Origin of the sequence: Pseudomonas aestuarii (assembly GCF_027988105.1) — a bacterium.
Lineage (GTDB): Bacteria > Pseudomonadota > Gammaproteobacteria > Pseudomonadales > Pseudomonadaceae > Aquipseudomonas > Aquipseudomonas aestuarii.
In genome coordinates this window covers 143,893-159,557 of record NZ_JAQJZJ010000001.1, presented here as the reverse complement: position 1 = coordinate 159,557, position 15,665 = coordinate 143,893, and the positions used below count along the sequence as shown (strand labels likewise).

At 63.7% G+C, this 15,665-nt stretch carries 10 protein-coding genes; 6 read left to right on the top strand and 4 right to left on the bottom strand.

Annotated features, from left to right (window positions below; translation table 11 throughout):
* Window positions 1–64 precede the first annotated feature (64 nt).
* Window positions 65–3,010: a bifunctional [glutamate--ammonia ligase]-adenylyl-L-tyrosine phosphorylase/[glutamate--ammonia-ligase] adenylyltransferase gene (gene glnE, locus PH586_RS00710; protein ID WP_271345853.1), complete on the bottom strand. Its 2,946-nt coding sequence runs from the start codon at window positions 3,008–3,010 to the stop codon at window positions 65–67.
* Window positions 3,011–3,278: 268 nt separating this feature from the next.
* Here glnE and aceE point away from each other — a divergent pair, with 268 nt between their 5' ends.
* From aceE to polX, 4 genes are all read left to right on the top strand, one after another.
* Window positions 3,279–5,924 (top strand): pyruvate dehydrogenase (acetyl-transferring), homodimeric type, encoded by a 2,646-nt coding sequence (gene aceE / locus PH586_RS00705; protein ID WP_271345852.1) that lies wholly within the window; start codon window positions 3,279–3,281, stop codon window positions 5,922–5,924.
* 11 nt (window positions 5,925–5,935) lie between these two features.
* Window positions 5,936–7,588 carry a dihydrolipoyllysine-residue acetyltransferase gene (gene aceF, locus PH586_RS00700; protein WP_271345851.1) on the top strand — a complete coding sequence of 551 codons (1,653 nt, stop codon included), beginning with the start codon at window positions 5,936–5,938 and terminating at the stop codon, window positions 7,586–7,588.
* A 312-nt stretch (window positions 7,589–7,900) separates the two neighbouring features.
* A complete protein-coding gene (locus tag PH586_RS00695; RefSeq protein WP_271345850.1) occupies window positions 7,901–8,356 on the top strand; it encodes a CBS domain-containing protein in 456 nt (151 codons plus the stop codon).
* A gap of 30 nt (window positions 8,357–8,386) precedes the next feature.
* A complete protein-coding gene (polX, locus tag PH586_RS00690) occupies window positions 8,387–10,153 on the top strand; it encodes a DNA polymerase/3'-5' exonuclease PolX (RefSeq protein ID WP_271345849.1) in 1,767 nt (588 codons plus the stop codon).
* Window positions 10,154–10,163: 10 nt separating this feature from the next.
* Here polX and PH586_RS00685 read toward each other — a convergent pair whose 3' ends face one another.
* Both PH586_RS00685 and PH586_RS00680 read right to left on the bottom strand, forming a co-directional pair.
* A complete protein-coding gene (locus tag PH586_RS00685) occupies window positions 10,164–10,547 on the bottom strand; it encodes a DUF3775 domain-containing protein (RefSeq protein WP_271345848.1) in 384 nt (127 codons plus the stop codon).
* 124 nt (window positions 10,548–10,671) lie between these two features.
* Window positions 10,672–11,199, bottom strand: coding sequence for a hypothetical protein (locus PH586_RS00680; protein WP_271345847.1), 528 nt, complete (start codon window positions 11,197–11,199; stop codon window positions 10,672–10,674).
* Between the two features lie 77 nt (window positions 11,200–11,276).
* Between PH586_RS00680 and PH586_RS00675 the strand changes: the two genes are divergently transcribed.
* Both PH586_RS00675 and msrA read left to right on the top strand, forming a co-directional pair.
* Window positions 11,277–13,901, top strand: a complete 2,625-nt coding sequence (locus PH586_RS00675) for a putative bifunctional diguanylate cyclase/phosphodiesterase (RefSeq protein ID WP_271345846.1) — start codon at window positions 11,277–11,279, stop codon at window positions 13,899–13,901.
* An 87-nt stretch (window positions 13,902–13,988) separates the two neighbouring features.
* Window positions 13,989–14,636, top strand: coding sequence for a peptide-methionine (S)-S-oxide reductase MsrA (msrA, locus tag PH586_RS00670; RefSeq protein ID WP_271345845.1), 648 nt, complete (start codon window positions 13,989–13,991; stop codon window positions 14,634–14,636).
* Between the two features lie 95 nt (window positions 14,637–14,731).
* Here the strand turns inward: msrA and PH586_RS00665 are convergent, their stop codons facing one another.
* Complete coding sequence (locus tag PH586_RS00665; RefSeq protein ID WP_271345844.1) at window positions 14,732–15,589, bottom strand: 23S rRNA (adenine(2030)-N(6))-methyltransferase RlmJ; 858 nt, start codon at window positions 15,587–15,589, stop codon at window positions 14,732–14,734.
* Window positions 15,590–15,665 lie beyond the last annotated feature (76 nt).

Sequence of the window (15,665 nt, the reverse complement as noted above, 5' to 3'; positions counted from 1 at the left end):
GCTCCTCAAATTCGATTCGTACTTAGTCGCCGGTGCGCTGCGCGCCGGCCAGCCTATACACCATTCAGTTCAACCCCAGCTCCCGCCAGATGCGCAGCACGCTGCGTCTTTGCTCCTGGAACTGATCGCCGCCTACCACCCCGGGCTGCTTTTGCAGTGCCTGGCGATGGGCCGCCGCGCGGTAGACCTTGTAGGCCTCTTGCAGCAGGTGGGCCTGCTCGGCGGTCAACAAGCCAAGACGCTCCAGACCTTCCAGGATGCGGATGTTATCGGTGAACTCCAACAGCTCGGGATATTGTCGCGACCAAGCCAAGGCCGCGTATTGCACCATAAATTCAATATCGACGATACCACCGGCATCCTGCTTGAGGTCGAAGCAGACCGCGGCCTCGAAGGCATTCGCCGCGGTACCGGCAGCCGTAGCCCGGGTGCCGAGGTTGTCACGCATCTTCGCGCGCATCTCGCTGACCTCGGTGCGCAGCCGATCGAGGTCACGCTCACGACCGAGTACCGCCGCGCGCACCGCCTCGAACGCCTTGCCGACCCGCGAGCAACCGACCAGCACGCGGGCGCGGACCAGGGCCTGGTGCTCCCAGGTCCAGGCTTCGTTTTCCTGATAGCGCTGGAAGGCGCCCAGCGAGCTGACCAGCAGACCCGCCACCCCCGAGGGGCGCAGGCGCATGTCGACCTCGTAGAGCTGGCCGGAGTTGGTCTGGGTGGTCAGCAGGTGGATGATGCGCTGGCCCAGGCGATTGAAGAACTGCGCGCCGTCGATCGGCTTGGCGCCAAGGGTCTCGGCTTGAGGATCGCCATCGTGGATGAACACCAGATCCAGGTCCGAGCCATGCCCCAGCTCGATGCCGCCGACCTTGCCGTAACCGACGATGATGAAGTCCGGATCGCAGGGACTGCCATCGACACGCTGCGGCACCCCGTATTTACTGGTGGTATGCCGCCAGGCCAGGGCCAGCACCTGATCGAGGATCGCCTCGGCCAGCCAGGTCAGGTAATCGCTGACCTTCATCAGCGGCAGGCTGCCGGCGATTTCCGACGCGGCCACGCGCAAGCGGTGAGCCAGCTTGAAGTGGCGCAGCGCCTCCATCTGCTGCTCGAGGTCATCCTCGGGGATGCGCATCAGCCGCTCACGCAGCTCGGCGGCCAGCTCCGGCGCCAGCGGCGGCTTGAACAGCCGCCCCTCGTTGAGCAACTCGTCGAGCAATAGAGGAAAACGGGTAATCTGTTCGGCGATCCAGGGGCTGGCGGCGCACAGGGTCAGCAGGCGCTGCAAGGCGCCGGGATTTTCCGTCAGCAGCACCAGGTAGGCCGAGCGCCGCGCCACCGCCTCGATTAGCGGCAGCACCCGCTCCAGGACCAGATCCGGGTTGTCGTGCTCCACCGCCTGCGCCAGCAGCCGCGGCATGAAGGCATCCAGGCGCTCACGGCCTAGACGCTGCATGGCCCGCACCTGATTGCCGTTGCGCAAGCCGGCAAGGCGTCGCCAGGCCGACTGCGCCTCGGCGAACCCCGCTTCGGCCAGTTGCCGGCAGGCCGCTGCCTCGTCCTGGAGATCGCCCCACAGCGGCAGCCACTCGCCGCCGACCACTTCATCCTCGGCGGTTGTGGCATCCTCATCCGGATCGGCGATCACCTGGCGGAAATGCCAGTCGACCCGACCACGCCAGTGCATCAATTGCTGGTGAAACGCCTGCCAGTCATCGAAGCCAAGCATAAAGGCCACGCGCGCGCGATCCTGATCGTTATCGGGCAGCATCTGCGTCTGCCGGTCGCCGATCGCCTGCAGGGCATGCTCGGTGTAGCGCAGGAACTCGTAGCCCTGGCGCAATTCGTCGACTACCGCGGCCGGCAGATAGCCCTGCCCCTCCAGTGTCGTCAATACCTTGAGCAACGGCCGCTGTTGCAGGCTCAGGTCGCGACCGCCATGGATCAACTGGAAGGCCTGGGCGATGAACTCCACCTCACGAATACCGCCGGCACCGAGCTTGATGTTCTCGGCCATGCCCTTGCGCCGCACTTCCTGCTGGATCAGCTGCTTCATAGTGCGCAGCGCCTCGATCGCGGAAAAATCCAGGTAACGCCGATAGACGAATGGCCGCAGCATCTCCAGCAACTGCGCCCCGGCGACCGGGTCGCCGCCGACCACCCGCGCCTTGATCATGGCGTAGCGCTCCCAGTCGCGGCCCTGATCCTGGTAGTACTGCTCCAGCGCGTTGAAGCTGAACACCAGCGAACCCGAGGAGCCATAGGGGCGCAGGCGCATGTCGGTGCGAAAGACGAAACCGTCGACGGTGATCACGTCCAGCGCCTTGATCAGGCGCTGACCGAGGCGAATGAAGAACTCCTGGTTGTCCAGCGGACGCTTGACCCCTTCGGTCTCGCCGCCCTCCGGGTAGCCGAAGATCAAGTCGATGTCCGATGACAGGTTCAGCTCGAAGGCACCCAGCTTGCCCATGCCGAGCACCACCATGTGCTGCGCCTGACCACTGCGCCGGCCGATGGGCGTGCCGAACTGCGTGCAATGCCGAGGATAGAGCCAGTGATAGGCCAGATCGATGCAGGCGTCGGCCAGCTCCGAAAGGTCGCGGCAGGTTTCGATCAAGTCGGCCTGGCGACTGACGTCGCGCCAGATGATGCGCACCTGCTGGCGATTGCGAAAACGCCGCAGGCGCCGGCCCAGATCCTCTTCATCGGCGCAATCGAGCAACGCGGCCGCCAGCTGCCCACGCAGCTCGCCGGCCTGCAGCGGGCGTTCCAATTCGCCGCAGGCGGCCAAGCCGAGGAACATCTGCGGGTCACGCTGGGCTTGCTCGACGACGAAATCGCTGGCCGCCGCCACGCGCCGGAGCACCTCACGACGCGCGCTCGGCCAGGCGGCAAAGTCGGCTACGGCAGCAGCGCAGCACTCGGCGAAAGCCGCCTGCAAGGACTGTTCGGCACGCAGGGCCAGGGGGGCAAGAGTGGCAGGCAAAGAAGCCAACGCGGGCAGGCTCATGGTCTATCCTTTTTGGCGGACTGCAAGTGACACGCACAAAGCCGGAAACCCTCTCGCTTGACGCGGCGCGCGCAACAAACAGACAAATAAATTGTAGTTTTGCTACGAAAGATTGTATCCAAAGGGCTGAAATCGGCGTCGATATGTAGTAAAACTACACGGAGCCGGTCCTATCCCCGGTACATCCAAGAATTCACGTGCCCGCCCACAAAGCCGGTCACGAATCCTGGCCTCCGATTCTGGAAGCCTTTCCGCCCTGGAGCAAGCCATGCAAGACCTCGATCCCGTCGAAACCCAGGAATGGCTGGACGCCCTTGAGTCTGTTCTCGACAAGGAAGGCGAAGACCGCGCCCATTATCTGATGACTCGCTTGGGCGAACTGGCCACCCGCAGTGGTTCCCAGTTGCCCTATGCGATCACCACGCCGTACCGCAACACCATCCCGGTAACCCACGAAGCACGCATGCCTGGCGACCTGTTCATGGAACGCCGCATTCGCTCGCTGGTACGCTGGAATGCCCTGGCCATGGTGATGCGCACCAACCTGAAGGATTCCGACCTAGGTGGTCATATCTCCAGCTTCGCCTCCTCGGCCACGCTGTATGACATCGGTTTCAACTACTTCTTCCAGGCCCCGACCGAGGAGCACGGCGGCGACCTGGTCTTCTTCCAGGGCCATGCCTCGCCTGGCGTTTACGCCCGCGCCTTCATGGAAGGCCGCATCACTGAAGACCAGATGAACAACTTCCGCCAGGAAGTCGATGGCAAGGGCCTGTCGTCCTACCCACACCCCTGGCTGATGCCGGACTTCTGGCAGTTCCCCACCGTGTCCATGGGCCTGGGTCCGATCCAGGCGATCTACCAGGCACGCTTCATGAAGTACCTGGAAGCGCGCGGCTTTATCCCGGCCGGCAAGCAGAAAGTCTGGTGCTTCCTCGGCGACGGCGAATGCGACGAACCGGAATCCCTCGGCGCGATCTCGCTGGCTGGCCGCGAGAAACTCGACAACCTGATCTTCGTCATCAACTGCAACCTGCAGCGCCTTGATGGCCCGGTACGCGGCAACGGCAAGATCATCCAGGAACTCGAAGGCGTGTTCCGTGGTGGTGGCTGGAACGTCAACAAGGTGGTCTGGGGTCGCTTCTGGGACCCACTGCTGGCCAAGGATGTCGACGGCATCCTGCAGCGCCGCATGGACGAAGTGATCGACGGCGAGTACCAGAACTACAAGGCCAAGGACGGCGCGTTCGTCCGTGAGCACTTCTTCAACAGCCCCGAGCTGAAAGAGATGGTCAAGGACCTCTCCGACGACGAGATCTGGAAGCTCAACCGTGGCGGTCACGACCCCTACAAGGTCTATGCGGCCTACCACCAGGCGGTCAACCACAAAGAACAGCCGACCGTGATCCTGGCCAAGACCGTCAAGGGTTATGGCACCGGTGCGGGTGAAGCGAAGAACACCGCGCACAACACCAAGAAGGTCGATGTCGACAGCCTCAAGCAGTTCCGCGATCGCTTCGACATTCCGGTGAAAAATGGCGAACTGGAAAGCCTGCCGTTCATCAAGCCGGAAGAAGGCAGCGCAGAAGCGCGCTACCTGAGCGAGCGCCGTACAGCGCTGGGCGGTTTCGTGCCACAGCGCCGCGCCAAGAGCTTCAGCATCCCGACACCGCCGCTGGAGACCCTCAAAGCCATCCTCGACGGCTCGGGCGACCGCGAAATCTCCACCACCATGGCCTTCGTGCGCATCCTCGCGCAACTGGTCAAGGACAAGGACATCGGCCAGCGTATCGTGCCGATCATCCCGGACGAAGCGCGTACCTTCGGCATGGAAGGCATGTTCCGCCAGCTCGGCATCTACTCCTCGGTCGGCCAGCTCTACGAGCCGGTGGATAAAGACCAGGTGATGTTCTACCGCGAGGACAAGAAGGGTCAAATCCTCGAAGAAGGCATCAACGAAGCCGGTGCCATGAGTTCCTTTATCGCCGCCGGTACCAGTTACAGCTGCCATAACCAGCCGATGCTGCCGTTCTACATCTTCTATTCGATGTTCGGCTTCCAGCGTATCGGCGACCTGGCCTGGGCCGCTGGCGACAGCCGCACCCGTGGCTTCCTGATTGGCGGCACCGCAGGGCGCACCACGCTCAACGGCGAAGGCCTGCAGCACGAAGATGGTCACAGCCACATCATGGCCTCGACCATTCCCAACTGCCGAACCTTTGATCCAACCTACGGCTATGAGCTGGCGGTGATCATCCAGGACGGCATGAAGAAGATGACCGAAGAGCAGCAGGACGTCTTCTACTACATCACCGTGATGAACGAGTCCTATCAGCAGCCGGCCATGCCTGCAGGTGTCGAGGAAGGCATCGTCAAGGGCATGTACCTGCTCGAAGAGGACAAGAAGGAAGCCGCCCATCACGTGCAGCTGCTCGGCTCCGGCACCATCCTGCGCGAAGTGCGCGAGGCGGCGAAGATCCTCCGTGAAGAGTTCAACGTCGGTTCCGATGTGTGGAGCGTCACCAGCTTCAACGAACTGCGTCGCGACGGCCTGGCCGTGGAGCGCAACAACCGCCTGCATCCCGAGCAGAAGCCCAAGCTGTCGTATGTCGAGCAGTGCCTGACTGGCCGCCAAGGCCCGATCATTGCCAGCACCGACTACATGAAGCTGTTCGCCGACCAGATCCGCCAGTGGGTGCCGAGCAAGGAATACAAGGTCCTGGGCACCGACGGTTTCGGCCGTAGCGACAGCCGCAAGAAACTGCGTCACTTCTTCGAAGTGGATCGCAACTGGGTGGTCCTCGCCGCCCTCGAAGCCCTCGCCGACCGTGGTGATATCGAACCTAAAGTGGTGGCCGAGGCCATCGCCAAGTTCGGCATCAACCCGGAAAAAATCAACCCACTGAACTGCTAAGGAGACGCACTGTGAGCGAATTAATCCGCGTACCCGATATCGGCAGTGGTGAAGGCGAAGTCATCGAGCTGTTCGTCAAGGTTGGCGATCGCATCGAAGCCGACCAGAGCCTGCTGACCCTCGAATCGGACAAGGCCAGCATGGAAATCCCGGCGCCGAAAGCCGGGGTGATCAAGAGCCTGAAAGTCAAACTCGGCGACCGCCTGAAAGAAGGCGACGAGTTGCTCGAGCTGGAAGTCGAAGGCGCCAGCGACGCCGCAGCGGCTCCGGCCGCAGCCGCCCCCGCACCTGCCGAAGCCCCCAAGGCAGCCGCCCCGGCGCCAGCTGCAGCGGCACCGGCAGCACCGGCAGAGGCGTCCGTGCAGGACATCTATGTCCCGGACATCGGCTCGGCTGGCAAGGCCAAGGTCATCGAGATCCTGGTCAAGGCCGGCGACACGGTCGAAGCCGACCAGTCGCTGATCACCCTGGAGTCCGACAAGGCCAGCATGGAAATCCCCTCGCCGGTTGCCGGTGTGGTGGAAAGTGTCGTGGTCAAGCTGGACGCCGACGTTGGCACCGGCGACCTGATTCTCAAGCTGAAAGTGGCGGGAACAGCAGCTACTGCTGCTCCAGCACCAACGCCAGCGCCATCGACGGAGATGCATAAAACCCCCGCCGGCGCCGACCCGGCGGTAGTCGCCGAAGTCAACGCCATCGCCAAGCTGGCGGCGGCCGCAGCACAGGTGACCGCCCCGGTGGCCTCGCCAGGCAGCAGGGTGCATGCCGGTCCGGCCGTACGCCAGCTGGCACGCGACTTCGGCGTCGAACTGTCTGCCGTACCCGGCAGCGGCCCTAAAGGCCGGATCCTCAAGGAAGACGTGCAAGTTCACGTCAAGGCGATGATGCAGAAGGCCAAGGAGGCGCCCGCTGGCGCCACCGGCGGCGCCGGCATCCCGCCGATCCCAGTGGTGGATTTCAGCCGCTTCGGCGAAATCGAAGAAGTGGCCATGACCCGGCTGATGCAGGTCGGCGCCGCCAACCTGCACCGCAGCTGGCTCAATGTGCCGCATGTGACCCAGTTCGATTCGGCTGACATCACCGAGCTGGAGGCCTTCCGCGTCGCGCAGAAAGCCGTGGCCGAGAAGGCCGGAGTCAAGCTCACCGTGCTGCCGCTGCTGCTCAAGGCCTGCGCCTTCCTGCTCAAGGAACTGCCGGACTTCAACAGCTCGTTGGCACCGAGCGGCAAGGCAATCATCCGCAAGAAATACGTGAACATCGGCTTCGCCGTGGACACCCCGGACGGCCTGCTGGTGCCGGTAATCAAGAACGTCGACCAGAAGAGCCTGCTGCAACTGGCCGCCGAAGCCGCCGCACTGGCGGAAAAGGCCCGCACCAAGAAGCTCGCCGCCGATGACATGCAGGGCGCCTGCTTCACCATCTCCAGCCTCGGCCACATTGGCGGCACCGGCTTCACGCCGATCGTCAATGCGCCGGAAGTGGCGATTCTCGGTGTGAGCAAGGCCACCATCCAGCCGGTCTGGGACGGCAAGGCCTTCCAGCCCAAGCTGATGCTGCCGCTGTCGCTGTCCTACGACCACCGGGTGATCAACGGCGCAGCTGCCGCACGCTTTACCAAGCGCCTCGGTGATGTGCTGGCAGATATCCGCACCATGCTGCTGTAAGACTGAGCGGCAATTCGCGACAATTTTCGAGCACGCCACGCTCGTACCTCAACCCCGCCCTGTTTGGCGGGGTTTTTTTTGACCGCTGCCCCCGTTTCGGGTTGCACGCAGCTTCTGGCTTAGCGACGACTCTCGCTATAGCAATATCGCCACCCGCCTCCTTTCATCCGCCAAGACCGGGGGTGGTCAATCCGATTCACTGCAAACTGATGCAGATCAAAATCTCCGGCCAAGCACGAGCCCATGGTGAACGCATCGCAGCCGCGGTAACTCCAGCAACAGGTTCATGCACGCATGCAAGGAGGTGACACCATGGCCATTGGCCAATACTGCTGCCGCGAAATAGTCGCGGTGTCCCCCACCGACTCGGTTGCCGCCGCCGCGCGGCTGATGCGCGACTACCATGTCGGCGACCTGGTACTGGTCGAGCCCACGGACGAGGGCGATGTCATTCCGGTGGGCATCATCACCGACCGCGATATCGTGCTCGACCTGGTCGCCAACGACGAGAGCGATCTGAGCCGCATGGCCGTCGGCGACTTCCAGCGGCGCGAGCTGATCACGGTACAAGAACAGGAGGATGTCTTCGACGTCATCGCCAAGATGCGCCTCGGCGGCGTGCGCCGCCTGCCGGTGGTCAATGAACGGGGCGTATTGGTCGGCATCATCGCCGCCGACGACCTGCTCGGCGTACTGGCCGACGGCCTGCACGACCTGGCTCGGCTGGCAACCTGCCAGGGTTGGCTGGAAGCCGAACAGCAGCCGTAATAGCGCCGCCTGGGTCAAGGGAACCCGAGCATGCCTCGCCACCGCGCCGCCCCTGTCCGGCCGCCTGCCACGGCGGTCGACAACCAGCGCATCGCGCAGATCTTCGAGGAGATTGCCGACCTGCTGGAGATGGAGGCCGCCAACCCGTTTCGCATCCGCGCCTATCGCAATGCGGCGCGCACGGTACGCAGCCAGAACCTGTCGTTCGCCGAGCAGATCGCCAGCGGCAGCGCGCTGCCCAAGCTAGCGGGCATCGGTCACGACCTGTCGGAGAAAATCGACGAAATCGTCCGCACGGGCGATTGCGCGCTGCTGCAACGCCTGCAGCGCGAAGTCCCGGCGGGGCTGGGCGAGTTGCTGCACCTGCCCGGCATTGGCCCCAAGCGGGTGCGCCAGCTGTATCAGGAACTGGCCGTCGACTCACTGACAAGCCTGCAGCAGGCCCTGGCGGACGACCGGGTGCGGCAGCTGAGCGGCTTCGGCCCGCGCCTGACCGACCGTTTGCAGCAAGCCGTGAGCGCCAAGACCAGCGCCGAGCAACGCTATCTGTTGCCGCAGGCCACCGCCCAGGCCGAACCACTGCTGGACTACCTGCGCGGCCTGAAAACGGTCGAGGCCGCCGTCATCGCCGGCAGCTACCGGCGCCGGCGCGACACCGTCGGCGACCTGGATATCCTGCTGCAGGCTGACCCACAAGACTCTCGGCCAATGGCCGACGCACTGCGCTACCCCGCCATCGAAAAGGTCATGGCCGCCGGAACGACCCGCGCCAGCCTGCGCCTGCGTGGCGGCATGCCGGTTGACCTGCGTATCGTCGCCGCCGCCAGTTTTGGTGCAGCCCTGCAGTACTTCACCGGCAGCAAGGCCCACGGCATCGCCCTGCGCCGTCGAGCCCAGGCGCAAGGCTGCAAACTCAACGAGTACGGCCTGTACCGCAACGGCAAGCAGCTGGCCGGGCGCCAAGAAGCAGACATCTACCAGGCCCTGGGCCTGCCCTGGATCCCCCCCGAACTGCGCGAGGACACCGGCGAGATCGCCGCCGCCGAACACGGCGACCTACCCAGGCTGATCGAACTCGACGACTTGCGCGGCGACCTGCATTGCCATACCCGCGCCAGCGACGGCCACAACAGCCTGCGCGAAATGGCCATGGCGGCCCAGCAGCGCGGCTGGCAATACCTGGCCATCACCGAACATTCGCGACACCTGAGCATCGCTCACGGCCTGGACGCCGATCGCCTGCGTCGCCAACTGGACGAAATCGACCGGCTCAACGACGAACTGCAGAGCCTGACGCTGCTCAAGGGCATCGAGGTCGATATCCTCGCCGACGGCACGCTGGACATGCCCGATGCCCTGCTGGCACGCCTGGATATCGTCGTCGGCGCGGTGCACAGCCACTTCAAGCTGCCCGTACAGAAGCAGACACAACGCATCTGCCGCGCCATGGACTCGCGCTACTTCACTATCCTCGCGCACCCGACTGGGCGCCTGTTGCAGGAACGCGAAGGCTACCCGCTTGATATCGAGGCGATCATCGAGCATGCGCAACAGCGCGGCTGTTTTCTCGAGTTGAATGCGCAGCCGCAACGCCTCGACCTGAACGCCCACTATTGCCGGCTGGCCAAGGCGCAAGGCGTGCTCCTGAGTATTGCCTCCGACGCCCATCGCACGGCCGATTTCGACCTGCACAGCTACGGCATCGACCAGGCCCGACGTGGCTGGCTGGAAGCTGGGGACGCGCTCAATAGCCGCAGCCTGGCGCAGTTACTGCGGCTGCTGCGCCAGTCGCGCTGAAGCGGATCACTCACTCGCACGCGTAACCCTGCATATCCAGGGCTTCACGCAGATGCTCGGCGAGGAAGGGATGAGCGATCAGGTACTCGGCGGTGTTTGGGTTCCAGTCGTCCTGCGCCTGCTCGAGCAGGTCCGGCCAGTCCTCCAGCGTCCCGTCGCCGCGCCCCAACCAGAGCAATGCCACGACCTGCTGCTGCTGGTCAGGCTCCAGGTCATCTATGATCGACTTGAACTCGATGAATACCTCGTCATCCGCATGGTCGGCGAGCACCTGCATTGCCCAGTCGTCGCTGGGGCTGGTCGGCTCCTCAGGAATCACCACCGCCTCTTTGGCATGAAACACCTGGGCGAGGGCAATCAGTCGGCAAACTGTGTCGGGATTGACGTCCAGCATCGGCATGCACTCCACTCGGCAAGGGCCTGTTTAAAGCATCGCCCTGACCGGTGGAATTTTCCAGTTTCGGCTCGACCAAATGTCCGAGCGCAAAGCGCCTCAAGCTGACAGCGGCGGCAAAAGTTCAGCCCTTCTGTACCTTGCGGATCAGAAAGCTCAGCGCCTTGGCCAGTTCGGCGGCGCCCTGGTGATCGCGCACGATGGTCAGCAGCGGACTGCCATCGACCGGGTTGAACAGCACGCAACTGATGCCGTTGGACGGGCAGTCGTAACGGATAAACGGATCGACTCCGAACAGCGCAATGCGCTGGTTGCGCACAGCCATGTCGCTGCCTTGCCCACGAATCTCCTCGCGCAGTATCAGCTCACCGGGGGCGCCAAGCTGCAACTGGTAGAGCAGGTCCTGACGTTGCGCTTGGCCCACCTGATAGCCGGCGCGCAGGGCGTAGCTGGTCAGCAGCGCATTGCAGTGCGAGAGCAATACCTGGCGCTCGTCCTGACTCAGGTACAGGCGCTTCAAGCCGGCCAGATAACCGGCTTGTTCGGCGCTGCTCAGCCCCGCCGCCGGTTCGCTGGCCACCGCCGGCGGTACCACCAGACAGCCAAGCAAGCACACGGTATGAATTAGTTTTCTTGTCAGTCGCATATGCATGATGCACCCTTACTCGACGCCATAGTGAAGTGGGCCTAACCCTCGCCTCAGCCAGCATACTGGAAGCCAGCCGCTTGATGAAAAGCCATCCCGATGCCATGAGCCGGTTAGCATCCGAGGTTGTGACACAGTTGCCAGTACCCTCGAGGCTGGGCATGCTGCGCTTCGAGCGTTTGAACGAGTCCAGCTGGGCCTTGCTGTTTCTCGACCCGGCCTGCGAGCGCCAGTTCGGCATTCCCGCCAGCGAACTCTGTGCACTGTTCGACGCCCCCTATGCCAGCCTGATGGAGCCCGAGGCGCGCCATCGGCTGCATGACAGCATTCAGCTGCAACTGGTACAACAAGCGCATTATCTGGTGCATTACACCCTGCATACCGCGCACGGCCCTACCTACCTGATGGAAATGGGCGAGCCGTTCAAGCAACACGGCCGGCATCTGCTGCGTGGCTACCTCATCGCCACTGCTGCCAGCAGTGATTCACTTGCGCCCGCTGCAATTGCTGAAGCCCAGGAGCGCCAGCAGCGCTCGCACGCCCAGCAAAACCTGATTGTGCACCTGGCGCGCCAGCGTTACACGACCAGTGATCCGCTGCGTGAAGCCGCCGAACTGATCACCCGCACGGCCTGCAGCCTCTATAAGGTAGCGCGGGCGAGCATCTGGAACCTGAATGGCACCAGTCTTGTCCCCGCGGCCCTGTTTCGCCACGACAGCGACTGCCATGAAACCGCCCTGCCGATCGCAATCGACGACTGCCCCGACTACCTGCAGGCACTGCAAGGCGGCCGCGCGATCGATGTCCAGGATGCGTTACACGACCCGCGTACCCGTGAACTGTGCAACAGCTACCTGCAACCCATGGGCATCACGACCATGCTCGACGCCAGTATCCGGGTCGGCGGTGAGGTGGTCGGCGTACTGTGCCTGGAACACACCGATTCTCGGCGCGTCTGGCAGGCCGACGAAATCGCCTTTGCCGGCGAACTGGCCGATCAGTACGCCCAGGTACTGAGCCATCAGCAGCGGCGCAGCGCTACCAGCGAGCTGCACCTGTTCAAGCGTGCGGTCGAGCAGAGCGCCAGCGCCTTTATCCTGGTCGACCGCGACGGCCTGGTGGAATACGTCAACCCGAGTTTCACCGCCATCACCCTCTACAGTTCCGACGAGGTGCAAGGCCGTCGCCTGTCGGAGCTGCCGGCCCTGGAGAACCTCGGCGAACTGCTGTTCGATGCCCCCACCAGCCTGTCCGAACACAACAGCTGGCAAGGCGAGTTCAAAAGCCGGCGCAAGAACCTCGCGCCCTACTGGGGTCAATTATCGATCTCCAAGGTGCATGCCGATGACGGCACCCTGACCCACTACATCGGCATCTACGAAGACATCACCGAAACCAAGCAGGCCCAGCAACGCATCGAGCGGCTGGCCTACAGCGACAATCTCACCGGCCTGGGTAATCGCTACGCCTTCATTCGCGCCCTGGAACAGCGCTTTGCCAGTGCCGACGGCAAGCCGTTCTGCCTGCTACTGGTGGACATCGACAATTTCAAGCGGATCAACGACAGCCTCGGCCATCAGACCGGCGACAAGTTGCTCATCAGCCTGGCCCGGCGCCTGCGCAACAGCCTCGCGCCGAGCGGCATGCTGGCGCGCTTCGCCAGCAACGAATTCGCCATCCTGCTGGATGCCGCTGACCTGCCGGGCGCGCAACAGCTGGCCCACCAGGTGCTGCACATCCTGGACAAGCCACTGTTCGTCGATAATCAATTGATCAGCGTCACCGGCTCGGTGGGCGTGGCCAGTACCCCTGAACACGGGGCGGACCCACAAACCCTGATGAAGCATGCCGGCCTGGCGCTGCACAAGGCCAAGGCCAACGGCAAGCACCAACTGCAGGTCTTCACCGAGGTACTGAACGCCGAGGCCGACTACATACTGTTCGTCGAGAACAACCTGCGCCGCGCGCTGACCCAGAACGAACTGCAAGTGTTCTATCAGCCCAAGCTGTGCCTGAAGACTGGCCAGCTGACCGGCATGGAGGCGCTGCTGCGCTGGAACCATCCGGAGAAGGGCATGATCCAGCCGGACCAGTTCATCGGCGTGGCCGAGGAAACCGGGCTGATCATCCCTATCGGCAAATGGGTGGTGCGCCAAGCCTGCCACATGAGCAAGCAGTTGACCGCGGCCGGCCTGGGCAACCTGCAGGTAGCGATCAACCTGTCGCCCAAGCAGTTCTCCGACCCCGATCTGGTTGGCTCGATCGCCGCGATCCTGCACGAGGAACAGCTGGCGCCAAGCTTGCTGGAGCTGGAGTTGACCGAAAGCCTGCTGCTGGAAGCCACCGAGGACACCCGCCACCAACTCAGCCGCCTGAAGAGCCTGGGGCTGAGCCTGGCGATGGACGACTTCGGCACCGGTTATTCGTCGCTCAGCTACCTGAAGAAATACCCCATCGACGTGATCAAGATCGACCGCAGCTTCATCATGGACATCCCGGATGATCAGGACGACATGGAGATCACCTCGGCAGTGATCGCCATGGCGCATAAACTGAAACTCAAGGTTGTCGCCGAAGGCATCGAAACCGCCGCGCAACTCAGCTTCCTGCGACGCCAGCACTGCGACATCGGCCAGGGCTACCTGTTCGACCGGCCGATTGCCGCAAGCGAGCTGATCGCAAGGCTGCAACGCTACCCCGGCCGCTAGCCGCTCACGGGGCTCCGGCCACGACCTGTAACGCCGCGGCATGCGCGCGGTCTACCGATACACCCGCTTATGTTGAGGAGTTCGCTCATGGTTCTGCGTTCGCAAATTCTTGCCCACCGACTCGAACTGCCCAGCGCCGAGCAGGCGCTGCCCGGCCGCGATACGCCGCTGCCCGTTCCGGACGCCCATTACGTCAACGGCCACCCCCTGCAGGGGCCATTCCCGGCCGGCATGCAGCAGGCGGTATTCGCCCTCGGCTGTTTCTGGGGTGCCGAGCGACGTTTTTGGCAGCAACCGGGCGTGTGGACCACCGCCGTCGGCTATGCCGGCGGCCATACGCCAAACCCGACCTACGAGGAAACCTGCTCCGGCCTGACCGGCCACACCGAAGCGGTGCTGGTGGTCTTCGACCCGCAACAGACCAGTTACGCGGCGCTGCTGAAGGTGTTCTGGGAAGCCCACAACCCGACCCAGGGCATGCGCCAGGGCAACGACATCGGCAGCCAGTACCGCTCGGCCATCTACTGCTATAGCCCTGAGCAGCTGGCCGCCGCCAAAGCCAGCCAGGCGCAGTTCCAGGCCGAACTGGAACAGGCCGGCTTCGGCCCCATCACCACCGAAATTGCCGAAGCCCCGCCCTTCTACTATGCCGAGGCCTACCACCAGCAATACCTGGCCAAGAACCCCGGCGGCTATTGCGGCCTGGGCGGCACTGGGGTGTGCTTGCCGGCGTAGCCGGCAGCTGCAAGCCTTGTAGGGCGGGTGCAACCCGCCACAACTCAAGAAAGCACGGCGGCTTGCACCCGCTCTACGAGCTTTTCACTTGAAGCTTATGGCTTGGGGCCTGCCGCTTGCTCCTCGATCAGCCAGTCCATGCGCCAGCCGGCCTGGCTTTGCCCGAGCAAGGTGGTCAGCCAGGGCAGGATCTGCTTGAGTTCGTCCTCCAGGCCCCAGGGCGGATTGCTGATCACCAGGCCGGAGCCGTTCAGGCGCTGCGCGTCATCGGCGGGGTGCACATAGAGCTCGATGCGCAGCAGCTTGGGCGCATTGCTCTTCTCCAGGTCGCGGTAGAAGCGCCGCAGCTGACCCAGTTCCTTGATCGGGTACCAGATCGCCACCACCGCCTGGCGCATCCGGCCAATGGCTTCGTTCAGCGCCTGCACGCAGCGCTCCGGCTCATCGGCCTGCTCGAACGGTGGGTCGATCAGCAGCAGCACGCGCTTCTCGCGGGTCGGCAGCAAGGCCCGTGACACGTGCCAGCCTTCACCCAGGTGCACGGCGACGCGGCGGTCGCCGTGCATGTTTTCCTTGAGCAGGCGGCCGTCTTCCGGGTGTTTTTCGTTGAGGTGCAGGCGATCCTGCTCGCGCGTCAGCATGCGCGCCAGTTCCGGCGAGCCGGGGTAATGACGCAGCACACCATCGGGGTTCATGGCGCGAATCACTTCCAGGTAATCGACCAGTTGATCCGGGACATCCTCGGCCCGCCACAGCCGGGCGATGCCCTGCAGCCATTCGCCGGTGCGGTTGGCCTGGTCCCCGGCGAGGTCGTAGAGGCCCACGCCTGCGTGGCTGTCGAGGTAGGCGAAGGGCGCCTCCTTGCGTGACAGCAGGGCAATCAGGCGACTCAAGATAACGTGTTTCAACACATCGGCATGGTTGCCGGCATGGAAGGCGTGACGGTAGTTCATGGGCGGACTCCTGTGGCCGCACAGTTTAACAGGCCGCCAGCATTTGCACTGGCCACTGCCGGCTGCAACTGGCTAT

What these genes read in the sequence shown, in the direction of transcription:
- PH586_RS00665 (WP_271345844.1), bottom strand. Translation starts at nt 15,589, where the DNA reads ATGAACTACCGTCACGCCTTCCATGCCGGCAACCATGCCGATGTGTTG.
- glnE (WP_271345853.1), bottom strand. Translation starts at nt 3,010, where the DNA reads ATGAGCCTGCCCGCGTTGGCTTCTTTGCCTGCCACTCTTGCCCCCCTG.
- PH586_RS00680 (WP_271345847.1), bottom strand. Translation starts at nt 11,199, where the DNA reads ATGCATATGCGACTGACAAGAAAACTAATTCATACCGTGTGCTTGCTT.
- msrA (WP_271345845.1), top strand. Translation starts at nt 13,989, where the DNA reads ATGGTTCTGCGTTCGCAAATTCTTGCCCACCGACTCGAACTGCCCAGC.
- PH586_RS00675 (WP_271345846.1), top strand. Translation starts at nt 11,277, where the DNA reads ATGAAAAGCCATCCCGATGCCATGAGCCGGTTAGCATCCGAGGTTGTG.
- PH586_RS00695 (WP_271345850.1), top strand. Translation starts at nt 7,901, where the DNA reads ATGGCCATTGGCCAATACTGCTGCCGCGAAATAGTCGCGGTGTCCCCC.
- polX (WP_271345849.1), top strand. Translation starts at nt 8,387, where the DNA reads ATGCCTCGCCACCGCGCCGCCCCTGTCCGGCCGCCTGCCACGGCGGTC.
- aceE (WP_271345852.1), top strand. Translation starts at nt 3,279, where the DNA reads ATGCAAGACCTCGATCCCGTCGAAACCCAGGAATGGCTGGACGCCCTT.
- PH586_RS00685 (WP_271345848.1), bottom strand. Translation starts at nt 10,547, where the DNA reads ATGCTGGACGTCAATCCCGACACAGTTTGCCGACTGATTGCCCTCGCC.